The sequence below is a fragment of the Paenibacillus sp. Y5S-9 genome, from assembly GCF_036894235.1.
GTDB lineage: Bacteria > Bacillota > Bacilli > Paenibacillales > Paenibacillaceae > Paenibacillus.
Genome location: NZ_CP145887.1, coordinates 1239375 through 1258298, shown reverse-complemented (window position 1 = coordinate 1258298; position 18924 = coordinate 1239375). Strand labels below are relative to the sequence as shown.

Here is an 18924-nt window from a genome sequence, read left to right as displayed (position 1 = left end):
ATCCCCAGATTTTATCGATTCCCTTTTCACAAGGGGAAAATCCGGGGATAAAGGCGAACGCTCCGCTTTTTCAGGTTTTTTCTGTCCTCTCCGTTACGTGTAAATGATTAGTTCAACCCAATATAGTCTGATCTGAACCGATGTGGACTCCACACATTAGTCAATCGAAATAATAAACGCCGCATGGGGTTCTTCAGGACCCATGCAGCGTTTTTATGTTTTTGTCTAATGACTATTTAATTGCTATCTCTGGGTCAGTTATACGATTTACGTCTCCATTGGCAGATGAAGCGTGAAGGTCGAACCAATCCCCATTTCGCTATGGACGGTAATTTTACCATTGTGATCCTGAACGATTTTCTGGCAGAGTGCAAGTCCAAGTCCCGTACCTTCTTCTTTGGTTGTATAAAAGGGATTAAAGATTGTGGATAGCGAATTTTCCGGAATGCCGCTTCCTGTATCTGTAATTGAAATGAGTACTGCGTCTCCGTCCTGCAACAAATCCATATGAACCTCACCAGGGTCTGTCATTGCTTCAAAAGCATTACGAATCAGATTGATCAATACCTGCACAATTTTATCTCGATCCATGATGATCACAACTGGCTCATTAGTCATTTCAAGCGTTATTCGATGCCCTCGGGATGCCGCATCTGACTCGGTCAAAGACATTACTCGTTCAAGGCAGTGCCCCAATTGTTCCGGCTTCATGTGATTGGCATGTGGTTTGGAAAACTGCAAAAATTCAGCCGTCAGATCGGTTACTCTCGTCACCTCACCCATGATCACTTCATACCATGGCGCGATATTAAACGCTTGTCCACGTGACAGCTGCAGGAATCCTCGAATTGCCGTAAGTGGGTTCCGAATTTCGTGAGCCATACCCGCGGCCAGTTCACCCACGGCCCTTAGTCTTTCGGAACGAAATACTTCTTCTTCATTTTTCAGCCATTTGCTGCGCTGTTGTTGAAGCAGCCTATCCTCGGCTACCGTCATAAAGTGCTGCAACGAATCTGACATTTCCGGGTACAGAGAGATGCTGTAGCTTACCTGGAGTCCTTGAAGCTGCACGGATAGCAGTGACGACATTCGTTCTTCCACATCCTGTATCTCCGGCAAAACGACCGCAAATCGGTCTCCTGCATACCGGGATACGCCATAGGCCTCGGTGAAATGATTGCTGATCATCTCGCCTGTACCAGTAATTACCGTACACCAAGGATCTTCTGAATCTTTTTTAAAACCGCTAAAGTTATTAACGTTCAAAAGAATAAGCAGAAAAGACCGACGCTCTTCTACTGTCTTATGCAGCACCTCCATGTAACCTTCGTAATTCAACAGTCCGGTAAGCGGATCATGAAGGGTCAGGAACCGATTTTTTTCCCGAAGCCTGCGCTTCTCGACCTCACTGTTGATTAAGGTATGATACAAAAAAATGATAACAACCGAGGTTAACAGGTCAAATAATGAAACCAGCAAAGCATATGTATCTACAGGCACATACGAAAGCCGAATCACCGTATATTGCAGCATAAGCAGCAATGAAATCGGCAAGGTCTGCGCCAACCGTGGTTTGTCCTGGATCATTGAAATAATGAGCATATAATACAGCATGTTACACCAGTTCAATTGACTGTAATAATGGAATATCCCGAGAAAAATCCACTGAAACTTCCGCAGCACAGGATATCGTCTCTCCCCATAAATACTTGCTACCAATAATGTCGCTGAAAGCGACATTATTGCCATATGAGGGGTAAGCCTGAGAACATAAGAGGACAGAATGACAAGCAGACAACCTAGCGGGAATATCACCATTTTCATCGTGTAACTAAGCAAACAGCCTCGCCCCCTTTGACATAAAACTCACATCAAACAACTTATGTACATGTATTATAGCGATTATGATTAGCTGATGTTGTCGATTAGTGGAGGCTCGTCAAATTCGCACGAATGTATAAATTATGAAGGCAATAGGACATATGATGTAATTGTAATCAACAAAAGTGAAGCAATTCCTCTTCGCATAGATCATTATTGTGGTACAATACATTAATGGATTAATTTAGGATAAATACTTAGTTATGGAGGATATCACATGACAACACAACGAAAACCACTGGGCCTTGGAACGCTTTCTCTACTCGTACTATTGATGGGTCTCGCCTTTAACTTTCCATGGGGCAAAGCAAATTTTATGATCAGCCATTACCTGTTCAACTTAATAAACATGCCTATCTATAGCAACGGAACTCAAGGACTTCACATTCCTTTTGTAGTAGCAGCCCTCTTCTGGATTCCGACCTTCTTGATTGCCAAAAAATATCGTGCGCATTTTGGCACAAGTGTTGCCCGTAATGTGGCCGCATTTATGCTAGTATTTTGTATTATTGGCCCTATAATTACTGTTGTAGATTGGTTTGTAAATGCATAACGCTTAAAGCCAGCTCTCTATATCCCGAGGGCTGGCTTCTTTGCTGCTTTTTCCATATAAGATGAATGGAATTTTCACACCATAACGTAGAGTGCAGAACCAATCTGAAGAAGCGATAGCGTTCGCATTTATCACCGGATTTTCCCCTATTAATATAGGGAATCAAGAAAATCAGGGGATAAGGGCGATCGGAAGATGGTACTGCACTCGGAGTACAACGGTGTAACCTTTCACGTTGATCTTATTTCTTCGCCATATACTTACGGATATCAAAAGCCACCGCAGCAACAATGATCAACCCTTTGATAATCAACTGCCAGTATGGACTTACACCGATAAACGTCAGACCATAGTTAATGACCCCGAAGATCAGCACACCCGCCATAACCCCGGGTACCGTTCCAATACCTCCTGCCGTTGATACGCCGCCTACCACACATGCGGCAATCGCATCCAGCTCATACATATTACCGTAATTATTTGTTGCTCCACCTGTACGTGCTGCCTCAAGCACACCACCCAGACCATACAATGCACCCGCAATGGCATACAGGGCAACCAGGTTGCGAGCTACATGAATCCCGGATACATGCGCTGCCTGAATGTTGCCACCGATCGCATACATGTTTTTGCCGAGACGTGTTTTGTTAAAGATCACCCAGCAGATTAATGCCACCGCAATAGCAATCAGGACAATATACGGGATAGAATAACCCCCGCCCAGATCAATGTATCCAGAGCCAATAACGGTAAAATCGGGTCTCAATCCTCCGATCGGCTGTGACTGATTAGGTTCCGTATCAAAATAAATGGAGTTCAGTCCGTACACGGCAACCATTGTACCCAGCGTTGCGATAAAAGGAGGCACATGTAATTTGGCGACAATGAGTCCATTTACCAATCCCACAAACAGACCCGCGGTAATCCCGACAAGGATCGGCAGACCCACCCATAAGTGGGGCAGATCGGGGAAGAAGCGGTTGGCATACTCGTCAATTTGCAGCATCGATGCTGATACAACAGCCGTCAGACCAACCACTCGTCCAGCGGACAGATCCACCCCGCCCGTGACAAGGATAAAGGCTGCACCAAGCGCAATAATGGCCCGTGTGGAGGACTGCTGTAAGATGTCCCGCAGTGTGGAGAAGGCCAGAAAATTCGGATCGGCAATCGCAATACCAATAATGAGCAGGATCAGTACGATAAAGATGGCGCGCTGTGTTACATATTGTTTCACTTGATTGATCATCTGTGTGTTCATCTGTTTCCCTCCTGACTAAGCCATCCGCTGCTGCGCGGCCAGCCTCATAATATCCTGCTCTGTTGCATCTGCTCCGTCCACGATTCCGGTGAGACGCCCTTCGCTCATCACCATAATGCGATCCGACATCCCCAGCAGTTCGGGCATCTCCGAGCTAATCATGATAATGCTTTTGCCCTGACGAGCCAGTTCCGTAATAATGGTGTAAATCTCGAACTTGGCCCCTACATCGATTCCACGTGTCGGTTCATCCAGCAGCAGAATCTCCGGGTCGGTCAGCAACCAGCGGGCCAGCAGAACCTTCTGTTGATTACCGCCAGACAGGTTGCGAATCAGCGTGTTAACTGAAGGCGTTTTGGTTCTGAACTTCTGCGTCTGTTCCCGTGCCTCTTCCCGGCCCTTCTTCTCGTCCAGCAAGCCCACGCGATTTCGATAGCGCCCCAGACTGGCAATGATCGTGTTCTCATACACTGACAATACAGGGAATATCCCTGTAACCCTTCGTTCTTCCGTGAGCAACGCAATGTTATGACGCTTCGCTGCTGCGGGGGAGTTAATCTTCACCTTGCGCCCATGAATCGAAATGGTACCTGAAGCGAGTCCGCGCAGTCCAAACAAGGACTCAATCAGTTCTGTCCGCTGTGCTCCAACCAAGCCGCCAATGCCGAGCACTTCACCTTTTCGCAGCTCAAAGGATACATCACAAAACGATTTGGACTGGTTTGATGTCAGACCCTCGGCTTTTAATATCACTTCACCGGGTACGTTCGTCCGTTCCGGGAAACGTTCGTCCAGATCACGGCCAACCATACGCGTAATGATCAGATCTGTCGTTAGATCAGCAGCATCCCATGTCCCGACAACAAAGCCATCACGCATGATGGTCACTTCATCCGAGATCGTCAGGATCTCCTCCATCTTGTGGGAAATGTAGATTATGGATACACCGCGACTGCGCAGTTCATTAATAATGGCGAAGAGCTGGTCCACTTCCTTGCCTGTCAGGGAAGATGTTGGCTCATCCATGACGATGACTTTGGAATTGAACGAGACCGCCTTGGCGATTTCCATGGATTGAATCTTGGAGACAGACAATGTTCCTGCCTGAGCCTTCGGATCAATATCCAGGTTCAAGTCCTTGAACAGAGCCAGCGTATCGGTATACATTCGTTTCTCGTCCACCAGTATTCCCCTCATCGGAAAACGACCCAGCCAGATATTCTCCATCACCGGACGATGCGGGACCGGATTCAGCTCCTGATGAATCATGGATATCCCTTGCTGAAGTGCCGCTTTGGAATTCGGAATATCCACATCCTTTCCTTCGATGCGTATCGTTCCTTCATCCGGGTGATACATCCCGAACAGACATTTCATAAGTGTGGATTTGCCCGCTCCATTCTCTCCCATCAAGGCGTGAACCGTCCCCGGCTTCACTTTCAATGTGACCTGACTTAGTGCCTGCACACCCGGAAATGCTTTGGAAACTCCATTCATCTCCAGCAGGTAAGGTGACTCCATCTTGGTTCCTCCCTTCCATATGACCGGCAAAAAAGGGACGCTACCCGAATGTCGGACGTCCCTGTCTCGTGCTGTTATTGGGCGTCGGCAATGTTGTCTTTTGTAATCTTTTTGTATGCAATCCAGACGTATTTACCATCTGTAATGTCGTATTTGGTATTTTCCTTCGTTGGTGTCTCACCTTTGGCAAGTACGGAAGCCAGTGCCACCGTGGCTGCACCCTGATTCTTGGCATCATTAAGCACCGTGCCCAGCATCGTGCCATCCTGTAGAGCCTGAATGGCTGGAGCTGTTGCATCCACACCTACAACCGGCATGGATTTGCCATCCTTAAAGTATCCGGCTGCTTTCAATGCCTCAATGGCCCCCAAGGCCATGTCATCATTGTTTGCGAGAACAGCTTCAATCTTGTCGCCATGGGAAGCCAGGAACGCCTGCATTTTCTCCTGCCCCTTCACCCGATCCCACATCGCCGTGTCTTCCGCCAGCGCTTCCACTTCGATACCGGCATCCTGGATCGCCTGAACCGAATATTTGGTCCGAAGCTCTGCATCCTGGTGACCGGGTTCCCCTTTCAGCATGACGTATTGCAGCTTGCCATCGCCGTTTTTGTCCGCTTCCGGATGTGCTTTCCAGTAATCCACAATCAACTGACCGGAGATTGTACCGGACTCCTCCGCTTTTGCTCCTACGTAGTACACCTTATCCCATTTGTTCATATCTTCCGCCACTGGCTCACGGTTGAGGAATACCACTGGAATGTTCGCTGCCTTGGCCTTGTCGATGATGACCCCTGCCGCCGTCCGATCCACCGGATTCACGGCCATTGCATTGTATTTCTTGGACACAAACAGATCAACTTTCTCATTCTGGGTCGGCTGTGCATTCTGGCTATCCACGATATCCAGGGTCGCAATACCTTCCGCTGCTGCGGTCATCGCATTACGTACACCCGTCATGAATGTATCATCGAATTTGTAGATGGCAACACCAATCTTGGGCGTTTCCGTACCGGCTGCTGTCTGGCCTCCTGTATCTGTTCCCGTACTTCCACCTGCACTGTCTCCGCCACTGCTACAACCCGCCGCCACAACCATACATGCCGTAATTAACAGTGTCATCCATGTTTTCTTCATATCCTAATGACCTCCCCCAAGTTCATTCGGCTTTACCGATGTCTTTATTATGAAAGGGTTTACATCAAATTCGAATACAATATCTTCACCTGTTCTATCGAAATCTTCCTCAAGTTAACAAACACTTTAATTTCTTCATTCAGCATTCGTTCCAACATTCATTCATTGTACAAAAGGAAACAACAGCTTCTGGTTATCCATCCAGAACATATTGTCGGTACTAACCAGCTTGGTCTCAAGCAACACTCTCGCTTGCACCTGTTGATTGTTCAGCCGCGCAACGGCTTGATTCAATCCCAGATAACCTGCACTGTATCCATTCTGGACGATGAGATGATCAAAGACCCCTTCTTGCAATTGCTCCAGTTGCTGTTGTTCACTGCCGAATCCAACAATCCTCACCTTGTCCGTAGATTTGCGTCGATTCAGTTCATCTGCTGCTCCAAGAGAAGCAGGTTCCTGAAGAGTAATGAAGCCATCCACCTCCTGCTGGTCCAGTAATTGCTTTGCAGTCTGCCAACAACCATCCCGTGTATTACATATCGATTTGGGTTCCACTTGAATATCAGGATACTGTTCCAAGGCTTCCATAACCCCCTGCTCTCTCTGAATCAGACCAGAATTAACGGGGTCTGGACCCAATAGGGCTACATGCCCTTTCCCTTCCAGGAGCTCCGCCATGGCCTGACCCGCCTGTCTCCCGGCCTCAATGTTATCCATGGAGATGATGCTGGTAATGCCTTTCACAGGAAATTCATCGTTAAGCACAATGACCGGAATGATGGCTCCATCTGAATTCATTGCCTGCGCCTCCTGAACAATGTCGCTAAGCGCCTTCTCGCTCAAAGGATCGACTAATAGAGCTGATGCTCCCTGCTTCAGAGCCAATGCCGCGGCTTCCACCTGAGCCTGCTCCCGCACACTGCGAGACAACGTTCCACGTCCCGCTTTGGCCTGCTTAACCTGTAACTGACTACCCACGGAGTCCGGAATGGCAGGTGTGTACATATGACCCTCGTAAGGGTATGCCTCCACGGTCATCAGTTCCGCTCCACTCTCTTTGGCAGCCGCTTCGGCACCAAGCCGGATGGCTTCTGCAAGTTCCCCTGTTCCAGCTGGCGTAATCAGCGCGATACGTGGCGTTACTGCCGTAGCATCGGGATTCGATAAGCCACAGGCGCAGCATATGAGCAGACAGCAGTTTGCAACTGTCAGGGTTACTAACCGACGTTTCCGGATTCCAGGGAAGCTCGCAGCAACCTTTTTCCAAAACGTACGAATGTATGACCATACAACTCTGTGGCTGTGGATATCGCTCCTATTCTCCTTATTGTCTGCCATTAGGCTCGCCCTCCTTCTGCTGCGATTGAATGGGGATCCGAATCCAGACGGTGGTGCCTTCTTCCAGCTCACTTGCAAATTCAAGTCCGAATCCCTCCCCATAATAGAGCCGGATTCGGTCATGGACGTTGCGCACCGCTACGCCGGAGCCTGCACCGCTTTTGACCACAGGACGACCACTTAGTAATCCCGACATCTGTTCTTCCGTCATGCCGACCCCATTATCTGTAATGCGAAACACCAGCTTGTTGTCCTCACGATAAACATCGATCTCAATACGTCCTTCGTCCATGTGGTACTCAATGCCATGAACAATGGCGTTCTCAATCAGGGGTTGTAGCACCAGCTTTAATGTAAGGCATTCCAGGAGCGTATCATCGGCCTTAATCGTAAAGTTGAATTTGCGCTTGAACCTCATCTGCTGAATCGTCAAATAATGCTGCGCATGCTCCAGCTCTTCCCTGATCGTGATAATCGTTTTACCTTGACTGAGACTGATGCGGAACAGGCGCGAAAGAGACGTGATCATCGTGATCACTTCCTCATTACGGCTCATGCCTACCATGCGAACCACGGAATTCAGCGTATTGTATAGAAAATGCGGATTAATCTGGGCCTGCAAGGCTTCCAGTTCCAGACGCCGCTTCTGTTCCTGTTCGTGGATGATCTCATCCATCAGGGTTCGGATTTTATTGACCATCAGGTTGAAGCGACGGGATAAACGTTCCACTTCCAGCGGCCCAGTAGTAGGCAACTCCACGTTAAAATCCCCGCGCTCCACGGCCTTCATCTTACGTTCCATTCGCCGAATCGGACGAGTCAGACTGGAGGATAAGAACAGCGAGACAAGAATGACCAGCACCAGTACAACGACCAATACACGAATGAGATATCCGTTCACTTCCTGACGCGTTGTCATAATCTCATCCAGATAGGCAACACCGACGATTTTCCACCCGATATTGGCAACGGACTTCACGGTATTCAGCCTTTTCTGTCCATCTGCTTCATCTTCGTAACTGCCGGAAGCCACTAAAGCCTGTTCGATATTCTCGCTTTTGAGTCCCATATACATCAATTGCTGCTGCGGATGGTACACGATATTGCCTGCACTCTCATCGATGATATACACGTATCCTCTTTGCCCCAGACTGACCCGACGGCTCAGTTCATCCATCTGTTTGAAATTGATATCGACCAGCAGGATAACCTGCCGATCCTGACCATTTTGCCGTATCGTTATGCCTTTGCTCATGGAAACGACCCATTTATATGGGCCTGTGTACATGTTCTGAATATGAGGTAACGAGAAACTCAGGTGATCCGGCACACGAAGCGCAGACTGAAACCACCCTTGCTGTGTCACATGGGCACTCGGTTTTAATTCGGCTGTAGGTCGGTTCTTAAGCAATTTCCCCGTGGAATCAAGCAGAGTAATAGAGATGATATCTTCACGACTGCTGAGCAGTGTGTCGAGCTGTTTGTCCACCAGTTCCCCTTCCCATGTCCCGTCACGCAGCATGTGTTCCTCAATGGCACGGTACAGATGAGACATGCTGCGGACGTAATCCTCCAGGTTATAACTGACCTGATCCACAATCTGTCTCGTCGTGAGTTCCGCACTTCGCTCGGCAGCCTGCGTGAACTTGTCATGCAGAAGCATCGCCATGATGGTCAGCACCAAGACGATGAAAACGGAAAAGGACCACGTAATAATAAACCGGATACTGCTGACTCTGGACGAACGCAGCCGGGAGCGTAATTGAGGTCCCATGGACTTCACCCATCTCGAAAAGAACTTCATCGGATCGAACCTTCACTTGCCGTCTGAGAAGCCTGTTTACGATATTCTTTGGGCGAGACGCCAATATGTTTTTTGAAACAAAAACTGAAGTAATTGGGTTCAGCAAAGCCAACCTGCTCCGCAATCTCAAATGACTTCAGCTCTGTCGAGCGAAGCAGTTCACGCGCTGCCTCCATTCGAATCTGCATCAGGTACTGCAGGAAGGTAAGTTGCACTTCTTTTTTGAAAATGCCACAAAAATAACCGGAGCTGATATGCAGATGTCCGCACACCTTCTGAATGGACAGGTCCGGGTCGGCATAATGCTCTTTGGTGAAGACTAATGCCTGCTCAACAATATCCTTGTATACATGCTGGCGACCGCTGGCAATGCGATGTTGTACGAGTAGACAGACCTCCCGTACCTTCTTCTGTGCCTCAGTAAGACCCGGCAATCGGAACAAATCCGCATACAACTGGAACCCTGCACCAAAGATGTCTTCCATTTCTTCCCCTGATGCCTGTGCTGCCTTCCATACCGTTGTTAATACTTCAATTAAATAAAGCTGAATATCACTTCGCCCGTGCTCCACGGTAATTTCCCGGAAAATGATCGCAAGTGCTTCCTCCAGCTCTGCCTGCGTACCAGCCTTCAGACAACGTGTCAGCGTCTGCTGCTTCAACTCGTCGAAGCGCAGTTTGCCCGCTGTCTGTCGCTCCACGTCCGCGATGTATATGATTGAATCCGTCCCGGGCACAAGCCGATAATCCAATGCCAGCAGGGCATCTTCATAGGCCTGATTCACATCCGCAAGGGTATCCACAATCTGACCAGATCCCACCGTAGCCGGGATACGTAAGTAGTGGTTGATGCTGCGCATCACATTTTCCAATGCCTTCTGTTGCCGCTTTGCTCCATCTGTACCGCCCGAACGATCCACATAGAGCAGGACAATCGTCTCCTGATGCATAAAGGCATGACCAGCCCCATGCTCCGCCCAGACTTCTGCCGCAATGTTAAGTGCAGCAAAGCGTTTCAGTTCGGCATCCTCAGATTGACGCAAGGAGACTCCGGGAACGAATATCTCAGACTGATCCGCTACCTCAGATGTAGTTTGATTATGTCGCTGTGATAGCTCGTTGAATACTCCCTCAGGTTTCTCCTGCTGCACATCTCCTTCCATATGCAGTGTCAATACAGACACACCATAACGTTCTCCTGTCAGATCCAATCCGCATTGTTTGGCTTTACTCTGAATATATGTCGAAGATTTCTGCCGATGGAGCAAGGTCGCCATCAGATCTGCCTGCAGTAAGGGCAAGCTGGTATGATAGTGCTCACGCAGTTGCTGTACATCTTCACGCTCGGCTACTTCAGCCGCCATCTGGGCGCGCAGTCTTGTGAGCAATTCGGTGAGGTGTCCTGCCGAGAACGGCTTCAGCAGATATTCATCCACACTTAACGAGATGGCTTGCCTCGCATAATCAAATTCATCATATCCAGTCAAAATGACCACCTTCACGAGTGGATTACGCTTCCTCAATCTTTGCGCGAGTTCCAGACCATTCATGAATGGCATGCTGATATCCGTCACCACAATATCCGGCTCTACCCGCTCCGCCATCTCCAATGCTTCCCGCCCATTCTCAGCCAAACCGACAATCCGCAGATCGAGCGCTTCCCAATCGACCTCTACAACAAGTCCTTCACGCACATCTTCTTCATCATCCACCAGCAGTACCCGGTACACGTTTGGATTCCTCCCTTTTATGACGAGCCTTATGCCCTAGCAACGAATAATATATGTAGCATTGTGAATCATTTGATTTCTTATTGCCCACCGAATTGAAGCAAAAATGCAAAGGGATCATGTTGAGCTGTTCCAAGGTTGCCATCATAATATACAATATTATCAGGGATATGTAATCGCTTTCTTTAATAGAGGTAAGGCAACCCTGTCGGGCACTGCCTAAGTGAAATGGGTAGGATAGTATATGAATGCTAAGCGTAGGTTAAAGTAATACAAACACGGGAAATTTCGAAGTACTTCTAATAAGAGGTGTTTTGATTCTGACTATAATTCAGAGTCATCATTCTTGTTCTCTACGAAAATTCGAACTTAATGCTTTAAAATAAATCATTGTTGTATCTGGGTTGGTGTGTCCCATTATCTCGGCCAAGCGGTGCAGTGCCGTATGCTCAGCCATGGCGTAGCCAAAACGATGACGCAGGTCGTGTGAACTCAGTCCTTCCAGCCCTGCTGCTATCATTACTTTTTTAATCAGGTGGCGCAATGCTCTCTCCGTTAAACGATCGTTTGTCTTCTCTGAAGGGAAAAGGTAAGCAGGATCGGTATCAAGATCAGATAAATACTGATTCAACATGACAACACACTGCATATTCAAAGGGATCATACGTTGCACGTTGCGTTTATCGGCTCTAACTGTCAGGTGACCGCTTCGTCTACCTAGTTCGATATCATGAGGCTTGAGGTTGCATACCTCCATCGTTCGCAAGCCTGTGTGAAACATAAGGGTCAAGATGGTCTGATCACGAAGGGAGTTACCGTTCTCCACTGCCGCGAGGAATGCCTGCTCTTCTTCAGATGTCATTCGGCGTGGACTGACTTTGTCTTCCGGAATGAATTTTAATGGTTTGGAAGGGTCATGACTGAGCCTGGATTCCAAGACAGCCCATTTGAAAAAACGCTTCAGCGTAATCAACCTCCGGTTAATGGTGGCTGGCTTCAATAACATAACTTTGTGTGCATCTTCGCGATAGTTGACTAAAGTGGATGTATCTACGTCTTCGATTCGCAATGTCATTTCTTCGCTAAGCATGGTGCTTTCCTTGTACCATTCGATAAAGTGCTTCAGATCACTTGCATATTCCTTCACGGTTTTGGGATGCAATCCATCCTCATTGGTAAGCATATGAATGAATTCTTCTATCGTCGGTTCCCGCTGCACCGATATGCCTGATGACTGATTCATTAGAAAATACCTCCAAATCTTGACTTATATTAGCGGACATGGTATTATAATATTAATCGATACATTAGCGGACATCAAGTTCGTGGTTTAAATGCACCAGGTGAGTGTCAATTTTAAATTATACTCGTCATAATGATCGGCTAAAAACTTATTTTTTGGAGGAATCACATGCAAACAGGTACAGTGAAATGGTTCAACGCGGATAAAGGATTCGGCTTTATCGAAACTGAAGAAGGAACAGACGTATTCGTTCATTTCAGTGCAATTCAAGGTGAAGGTTACAAATCTTTGGACGAAGGTCAACGCGTTCAATTTGAAGTAACTCAAGGTAACCGTGGACCACAAGCTGAGAACGTTACTAAACTTTAATTATATGAAAGCTGCCTTATTAATAAGGCAGCTTTTTATTTACTCATAGGTGTCACAGCAAAGTTTCACATCCCAAGAATGAAAGCGAGGTATTCCCCATGGATAAAGAACAATTGATCACAGAAGTAGCTAAGGCTGGCGGTTTCTCCAAGAAGAATGCTGAAAAAGCTGTAACCGTTGTACTGGATTCGATTCTCGAAGCTCTCAAAGAAGGTAAAGAAGTTCAAGTGGTTGGATTTGGGAAATTCGAAGTACAAAAGCGTGAGGCAAGAACGGGAAGAAGTCGGAGAACAGGCAAAGAAATTCAACTACCTGCAGGTAAAGTTCCTGTATTCACAGCAGGCTTAAGCATGAAAGAAGCTTTAAACTAAACCACGTAACAAACGTAACAACCCATTGAAAAGAGGTTTTTATTCAAACACACAATGATAATATGGATTTAAATGTCGTGTTTACTACCGTTGATGATATCATTAACTTTTATTCAGGCAAACAGACAAACTCGGATCATGCAGAAGCTCATACTCATTTAAAGCCCCCATCAGTACAGTCTGATTGCAACCTACGACCACCCACCCGCTAAATTAACATTTCATCTTGGACAACAAGAGGCCCTGATCCGCTAAAAACGGTCCAGGGCCTGATTTGCTTGGAAGCCGGCTCCGTCAGGTACCAGCTTTTTTGTCTTTTATACACAACCATCCTATTTGCTGTTCAGAAGTTCGCGCACGATCTGTAGATCATATGTAGAGACAAGGCGTTCCAAATGCGTATCCAGCCATTCCTCATCCTGATCCCACCACTTCAATTCCAGCAGCAGTGCAATCGTCTCTTCGTCAAAACGCTTTTTAACAGTTTTGGCTGGATTACCACCAACAATCGTATAGGGTTCAATGTCCTTAACAACGGTTGAATCGGAGGCAACGATTGCCCCGTCTCCAATCTTAATACCAGGCATGATCGTCACATGTTGTCCAAGCCATACATCGTTCCCCAGTACCGTGTCACCCTTATATGGAAGTTGTTCCAGTGTAGGTGTCACACGCTCCCATCCTCCACCAAAAATATTGAATGGATACGTGGTCATCCCCTCCATCCGATGATTCGCACCATTCATAATGAATGTCACACCTTCCGCAATTGCACAGAACTTGCCAATGACCAGGCAATCACCAATAAAGTCATAATGATGCTGTATCCGGTCATAGAATTGCTCTGGCGGATTTGTGTTATCACTATAATACGTATAATCACCGATGTCCACGTTGGAACGCGGCGGCAGGTTTTGAATGTAACATACCGTACGGATATTCTCATTCGGGAAAAGTTTTGTTTTATCAGGGGCCATATTGTAGTCCCTCCTTTTCCCTATTGTAACAGATCTTAAATCTTAAACGGACTAAGTGAGGTCTGCAGCTCTGTCGACACATCAGACAAAATAGCCGCAGATGCCTTGATCTGCTCTACCGACTTGAGCTGTTCATGGACAGAATCGGCAGCCTGTTGTGAATTGGTACTAGCCGTTTGCGCATGGCGAGCGATCTCATGCACAGAAGCTACAATCTGCTCCACGCCTGCGGACATCTCTTCACTTGTCGCAGCCATGTCCTCAATCTCTGTAGCAATACGTAGGTTTGTATCCCGGATCAGGCTGAAGTTTTGCTCCGTTTCCCGGGTCAAGCGCAGTCCTTCCTGTACTTCGTCCTTCACTCTCGACATGGCCGATAGCGATTGCTGCATATCTTGTTCCATGGCTTCGACCAGTTCTTCAATACGATCTGAAGAGTCTCCGGCTTGTTCAGCCAGTTTACGAACCTCGGTAGATACGACGGCAAATCCTCTGCCATGTTCCCCTGCTCTTGCCGCTTCAATGGATGCATTGAGGGCGAGCAGATTCGTTTGATTTGCAATCTCATGAATGGCGGAAACCATCTGGCTAATCTGTGCCGACTTCCCTTCCAGCATACGAATGACTTCATCCGTTGTGGTAACGGAAGATTCAATCGTAGACATCTGCTGAACGGTAAGTTGCACCGTTTCACCTCCGGTTTCTGCCTGTTTGCGTGAATACAAAGCAGCGTCCGAGATGCTGGAGGCCTTGTCCGCCATACGTTGTACGCCTATCGCCACTTCTTCCATGGCCTGCAGATTTTCTTCCGTACTAATTGTCTGACTCTCGGCTCCTTGTGCGACTTGTTCAACGGAGGATGCTATTTGCGATGATTCTTTGGCCGTTTGATCCGCAATCTTCAGTAGCAGCCCGGTCGAATGCTCTGCTTTCTCTGCAGCCTGAAGTCCACCCTGAATGATGACCTGCAGATTACTTCTCATCTCATTGTATCCCGTACCCAGCATACCAATCTCGTCTTGGACGTTGTCCACAACAGGCTGTGTAAAATCGCCCGTCCCCGCACGTTTAATCGCCACAGAGACCCGTTCGATTCTTGCTCTCACCCTGCGAACGTACAGCAGGATCAGGGTAATTGCGACTAACATCGCAAGCAGGAATACGATCAGGAACGTCTTGAGGAACGAGGAGATAATCACATCAATTAACGATTGAGAAGCACCAACATAGAAAATTCCGATAATCTCTCCGGATGCGTTTTTGATTGGTTCATAGGCCGTCTTATATTTCTGACCCACAACCACGGCTTCACCAAAGTATTTTTCTCCTTGCTGCAAAACGGTCTGGGCGACCTCGTCAGATACCTTCGTGCCGACAGCGCGCTCCCCGTCCACCATAACATTCGTAGCAACACGTTCGTCACCTCGGAAGATCGTTACCGTGTCCCCGGATGCTTCTCCAATCTCATCCACAAGTTCAAAGTTGCCTTCCAATGCGGTATCCCCTTTGAATAATTGTCCGTCCTTAATGGCCCAATCTCCTGGATGCTTATATGTAATGATACTATTGGCCATCTCCAAATCTCGCTTTGCCTTCTCTGTAGCAAACGTCGTGATCCCCTGCCTCATCTCCAGGATTACACTTACCGCCACGGCTGATGAGAAGACGATAAATATACTGATAACGATCAAACTGATTTTGGTACCGATGCTCATGCTTCGCATGTGTGTGAGCCACCCTTTTCCCTATGTAATTGTGGGGATATTCAAGCCAATTTCGATTCCGTTTCGAATATCACTATAGTCTTATCGGTAGGAGTGTTCGCAATATTTATAATATTTCAGTGACATTTATCACAGTAATTGAAATTAAAAATCAAAGTTTTTCCTCTTTCTCCGTAATTATGTGAGAATGATCTGCTGTCTGGTAATTTAAACAATCTAGAAAGAGAAATTGGATATGTCTAAATTCATATAGAAGGTAGTACTAAAAATATTTCCGCTCATTTATGTTGCCAACCACATATTTAAGTACCTGGGGGCAAACTGGTATCGTTAACTCAACTGCCGAAAAAGCAGCGCAGTATGGCGTTACAGCCAAGTTTAATTCCAAATTCCCGACATCAGAGGATCTGTACACAATCGCTCAGCTAATCGCTAACGGTTCCCTCCGTTCAGAGATTGATTCCATCTTCCCTTTAAGTGAAGCGAATCAAGCGCACCAAAAGTGAGGCCAGACATGGACGAGGCCGGTTTTTGCTGGATGTTCGCTCCGTCTAACCTGAAAAAGCAGAGCAAAAAGGGATTCGATCTGACCATCGAATCCCTTTTCTTATTCTCCATACAATAACGTTATTCTACAGGAGATATTTCTTATTTGGATGTAAGGCTTACTTGTGCAGCGGTTTGATCCCAGTCCACGGTAAGTCCCAGTCCTTCTGAGATGAAGCGTACAGGCACGAGTGTGCGACTGTTTTGAATGATCGCTGGTGCATCAATTTCGAGTGTCTCTCCATTTACGGTTGCGGTGCTGCTTCCGATCTTGAGCACAAGGGTCTGATCATTCAGAACCGCTGTTACCGTCTTCGCCGTTTTGTCCCAAGTCACTTCTGCACCCATCGCTTCGAGGATTGCGTTCACAGGCACCATCACTCGGCCACTTTGCTGCAGCGGGTCCTGATCCGGGAATGTTATCGATTTACCATCGAGTGTTACGGTAATGGTTTTGTCGTTTGTTCCGGATGAGGTATTCGATCCTGTCTCTTCCGAAGTCTCAGGCAAAGGCGTTACTTCACGTCCGAGTTGCTCTTGCAGATTCACAAGACGGTTCAGTGCAAATGTCGTCAGTGATCCAGCTGCCATGGAGCCCATACCTCCGCCGCCAAAGTTACCGCCAGGGCGTGTCTGCGTATTATCTGTATCCGTTATTGCATCTGTTGTACCGTTCCCAGTTGTAGCACCCGGCTGAGTCGGAGGTGTTGTCCCATCTGGAGGTGTCAGTCCTTCAAAACCTTCAGGCGGCGTCATGCCTTCCATACCCTCAGGTGGGGTCATTCCCTCAAATCCTTCTGGTGGAGTACCGCCCATACCACCTGCTGCATCTGCATTTGCAGAATAAGCAATGTTGGATTCAAATTGTTCTGTCGTATAGAATTTCGTAGGATCTGCTTCTACATAAGGACGAATCTCATTGGCAAGGCCAGTAATACGATCCTGAATGCCTTCCATATAGTCCGTCAGTTCATTGACGTAGCTCAAATATTTTTCTTTATACTCCGGCACAGCAAGCAGGTTATTAATCATCGGTACATTTTCCATGCTAATGCCCAGTACGGGCTCGTCCACAGATACGTTTGTTGCGTTGGTGTTGGTCGTGGTTGATCCGGTTGTTGTGCCACGTCCGCCTCCACCCGAGTATCCGTTGAAGGACATGTTAAAGTCCCAAGGAACAACGGTGAACTTGCCAGCGGCATCACTGTAGAGCATGTAGTTGTGTCCTTTGTCGCCGTTATAACTGTCATAGTTGCCAAAAACCATGTTGCCTGCAATATATTGAAGTGCCGAATCCACGTCCAGTACACTTTCAATATCGCCTTTTTCACCTTCTGGCATCTCGTTCAGCGTTTGGATGAAGGTTTTGAGTTTGGCTTTGTCCTTATCCGTACCCAAGTCTTTGGTAATTGTGCTGTAGTCACTGCCCTCTTCATATTGAAGATAACTCTTCTCATCCGTATCATAGAGGACGCCTTCTTCGTAATCCTCACCGTAGTTGCGCTCCAGATAACTATCATCCACTGCTTCAACACCAGTATAGAAACCCACCAGCTCGCCGTTAACATACAGATTAACATAGTTCGTCATTGGTACATCCATGCCAATGCTGCGCAGTGCTTCATAATGAAGAACTTCACGCATATACGAAGGATCGGCGTAGTTGTTGTTCAGTACCATTTTGTCCAGTCCAAGCAGCGTTTGTGTTTTGTCGTATTTATCAAACTTCAGTCTGAAGCTGTAACGGTCCGAATCTTCCATTGAGGCTACGGCTTTCAGGGTCAGATTGCCCTTGGTGGAGAAACCGACGTTGTCCAGCTTGTTGCCGTCCACTTCCACACTAACATTCTTATAATCCTTATCGAGCGGACTTTCGAGCATGCTCTTCCAGTCTGCATCATCAATCGTTACATTCACATCAATGACGTTATCCGTCTGGAACAACGATTCATAAGCTTGCGTCACGCCTGCACTCGTGGTTGTCGCTGTACTTTCTGCAGCATATGCTGCATTCGGACTTCCGATCAGCCCAAAAGATGACGTTACCATGGTCACGGATAATGCCGTTACTGCAGCTTTTCGTAATAAAATATTCAAGTGATGAATCCTCCTTCTTGGTTTCTGTTAAGCAACTGTGGCTTATGTAAACATGTTAGGGGATGAACCTTTAGTGAATCTTAAACGCGATAAACCACAAAAATAAATAGTATGTATCACTATGAAATTCTCATGGATATACAAGAAACATAATGAAAAAAAGCGCAATTATAACCTTGGAACCGGTTCATAAGTCCTATTTTGTTGCAAATATCTAACATTAATATGCCTATATAACGATATATCTGAAGAGTAGAACTTACCTGGAGTTCATATACGTGAATAGGAAAACTCATTACGAAAAGCTTTTAGAAACAAAAGAGAATTTGATCAGACAGTGTTTTAGGGACGATTTCACAGTTTTTAAGCC

Annotated in this window: 14 protein-coding genes; 3 read left to right on the top strand and 11 right to left on the bottom strand. The window is 47.0% G+C overall.

The genetic code is table 11. The features are described 5' to 3' along the window. Nucleotides 1-267 precede the first annotated feature (267 nt). Complete coding sequence (locus tag V6669_RS05495; RefSeq protein WP_338591521.1) at nucleotides 268-1839, bottom strand: ATP-binding protein; 1572 nt, start codon at nucleotides 1837-1839, stop codon at nucleotides 268-270. Nucleotides 1840-2098: 259 nt separating this feature from the next. Between V6669_RS05495 and V6669_RS05490 the strand changes: the two genes are divergently transcribed. After that, a complete protein-coding gene (locus V6669_RS05490; protein ID WP_338591518.1) occupies nucleotides 2099-2434 on the top strand; it encodes a hypothetical protein in 336 nt (111 codons plus the stop codon). 241 nt (nucleotides 2435-2675) lie between these two features. Here V6669_RS05490 and mglC read toward each other — a convergent pair whose 3' ends face one another. The 7 genes from mglC to V6669_RS05455 form a co-directional block, all read right to left on the bottom strand. Beyond that, nucleotides 2676-3695: a galactose/methyl galactoside ABC transporter permease MglC gene (gene mglC, locus V6669_RS05485; protein ID WP_017690326.1), complete on the bottom strand. Its 1020-nt coding sequence runs from the start codon at nucleotides 3693-3695 to the stop codon at nucleotides 2676-2678. Nucleotides 3696-3710: 15 nt separating this feature from the next. Next, nucleotides 3711-5216: a sugar ABC transporter ATP-binding protein gene (locus tag V6669_RS05480; RefSeq protein WP_338591515.1), complete on the bottom strand. Its 1506-nt coding sequence runs from the start codon at nucleotides 5214-5216 to the stop codon at nucleotides 3711-3713. A gap of 74 nt (nucleotides 5217-5290) precedes the next feature. Next, nucleotides 5291-6352, bottom strand: a complete 1062-nt coding sequence (locus V6669_RS05475; RefSeq protein WP_036672480.1) for a galactose ABC transporter substrate-binding protein — start codon at nucleotides 6350-6352, stop codon at nucleotides 5291-5293. Between the two features lie 162 nt (nucleotides 6353-6514). Then, nucleotides 6515-7693 (bottom strand): substrate-binding domain-containing protein, encoded by a 1179-nt coding sequence (locus V6669_RS05470; RefSeq protein WP_338591511.1) that lies wholly within the window; start codon nucleotides 7691-7693, stop codon nucleotides 6515-6517. Beyond that, nucleotides 7680-9467, bottom strand: coding sequence for a sensor histidine kinase (locus V6669_RS05465; RefSeq protein WP_338591509.1), 1788 nt, complete (start codon nucleotides 9465-9467; stop codon nucleotides 7680-7682). The genes V6669_RS05470 and V6669_RS05465 overlap by 14 nt, the downstream gene beginning before the upstream one ends. 26 nt (nucleotides 9468-9493) lie before the next feature. Further along, entirely contained in the window at nucleotides 9494-11227 is a 1734-nt protein-coding gene (locus V6669_RS05460) for a response regulator (RefSeq protein ID WP_338591507.1), read from the bottom strand. Between the two features lie 340 nt (nucleotides 11228-11567). Continuing rightward, on the bottom strand, nucleotides 11568-12470 hold the full coding sequence (locus tag V6669_RS05455; protein WP_338591505.1) for a tyrosine-type recombinase/integrase: 903 nt from the start codon (nucleotides 12468-12470) through the stop codon (nucleotides 11568-11570). Between the two features lie 168 nt (nucleotides 12471-12638). On the opposite strand from V6669_RS05455, the gene V6669_RS05450 reads away from it, so the two are divergent. Then, nucleotides 12639-12839 (top strand): cold-shock protein, encoded by a 201-nt coding sequence (locus V6669_RS05450; protein WP_017690333.1) that lies wholly within the window; start codon nucleotides 12639-12641, stop codon nucleotides 12837-12839. A 98-nt stretch (nucleotides 12840-12937) separates the two neighbouring features. Beyond that, nucleotides 12938-13210, top strand: a complete 273-nt coding sequence (locus V6669_RS05445) for an HU family DNA-binding protein (protein ID WP_124117202.1) — start codon at nucleotides 12938-12940, stop codon at nucleotides 13208-13210. A gap of 332 nt (nucleotides 13211-13542) precedes the next feature. Here V6669_RS05445 and V6669_RS05440 read toward each other — a convergent pair whose 3' ends face one another. The 3 genes from V6669_RS05440 to V6669_RS05430 form a co-directional block, all read right to left on the bottom strand. Continuing rightward, entirely contained in the window at nucleotides 13543-14187 is a 645-nt protein-coding gene (locus V6669_RS05440) for a Vat family streptogramin A O-acetyltransferase (RefSeq protein WP_338591497.1), read from the bottom strand. Between the two features lie 35 nt (nucleotides 14188-14222). Then, nucleotides 14223-15911, bottom strand: coding sequence for a methyl-accepting chemotaxis protein (locus tag V6669_RS05435; protein ID WP_338591495.1), 1689 nt, complete (start codon nucleotides 15909-15911; stop codon nucleotides 14223-14225). A gap of 648 nt (nucleotides 15912-16559) precedes the next feature. Then, entirely contained in the window at nucleotides 16560-18554 is a 1995-nt protein-coding gene (locus V6669_RS05430) for a CotH kinase family protein (RefSeq protein WP_338591493.1), read from the bottom strand. Nucleotides 18555-18924 lie beyond the last annotated feature (370 nt).

Bases quoted from the DNA above. Each gene is read 5' to 3' on its own strand.
- mglC (WP_017690326.1), bottom strand. From the start codon at position 3,695: ATGAACACACAGATGATCAATCAAGTGAAACAATATGTAACACAGCGC.
- V6669_RS05435 (WP_338591495.1), bottom strand. From the start codon at position 15,911: ATGCGAAGCATGAGCATCGGTACCAAAATCAGTTTGATCGTTATCAGT.
- V6669_RS05490 (WP_338591518.1), top strand. From the start codon at position 2,099: ATGACAACACAACGAAAACCACTGGGCCTTGGAACGCTTTCTCTACTC.
- V6669_RS05465 (WP_338591509.1), bottom strand. From the start codon at position 9,467: ATGGGACCTCAATTACGCTCCCGGCTGCGTTCGTCCAGAGTCAGCAGT.
- V6669_RS05440 (WP_338591497.1), bottom strand. From the start codon at position 14,187: ATGGCCCCTGATAAAACAAAACTTTTCCCGAATGAGAATATCCGTACG.
- V6669_RS05450 (WP_017690333.1), top strand. From the start codon at position 12,639: ATGCAAACAGGTACAGTGAAATGGTTCAACGCGGATAAAGGATTCGGC.
- V6669_RS05455 (WP_338591505.1), bottom strand. From the start codon at position 12,470: ATGAATCAGTCATCAGGCATATCGGTGCAGCGGGAACCGACGATAGAA.
- V6669_RS05445 (WP_124117202.1), top strand. From the start codon at position 12,938: ATGGATAAAGAACAATTGATCACAGAAGTAGCTAAGGCTGGCGGTTTC.
- V6669_RS05480 (WP_338591515.1), bottom strand. From the start codon at position 5,216: ATGGAGTCACCTTACCTGCTGGAGATGAATGGAGTTTCCAAAGCATTT.
- V6669_RS05475 (WP_036672480.1), bottom strand. From the start codon at position 6,352: ATGAAGAAAACATGGATGACACTGTTAATTACGGCATGTATGGTTGTG.
- V6669_RS05470 (WP_338591511.1), bottom strand. From the start codon at position 7,693: ATGGCAGACAATAAGGAGAATAGGAGCGATATCCACAGCCACAGAGTT.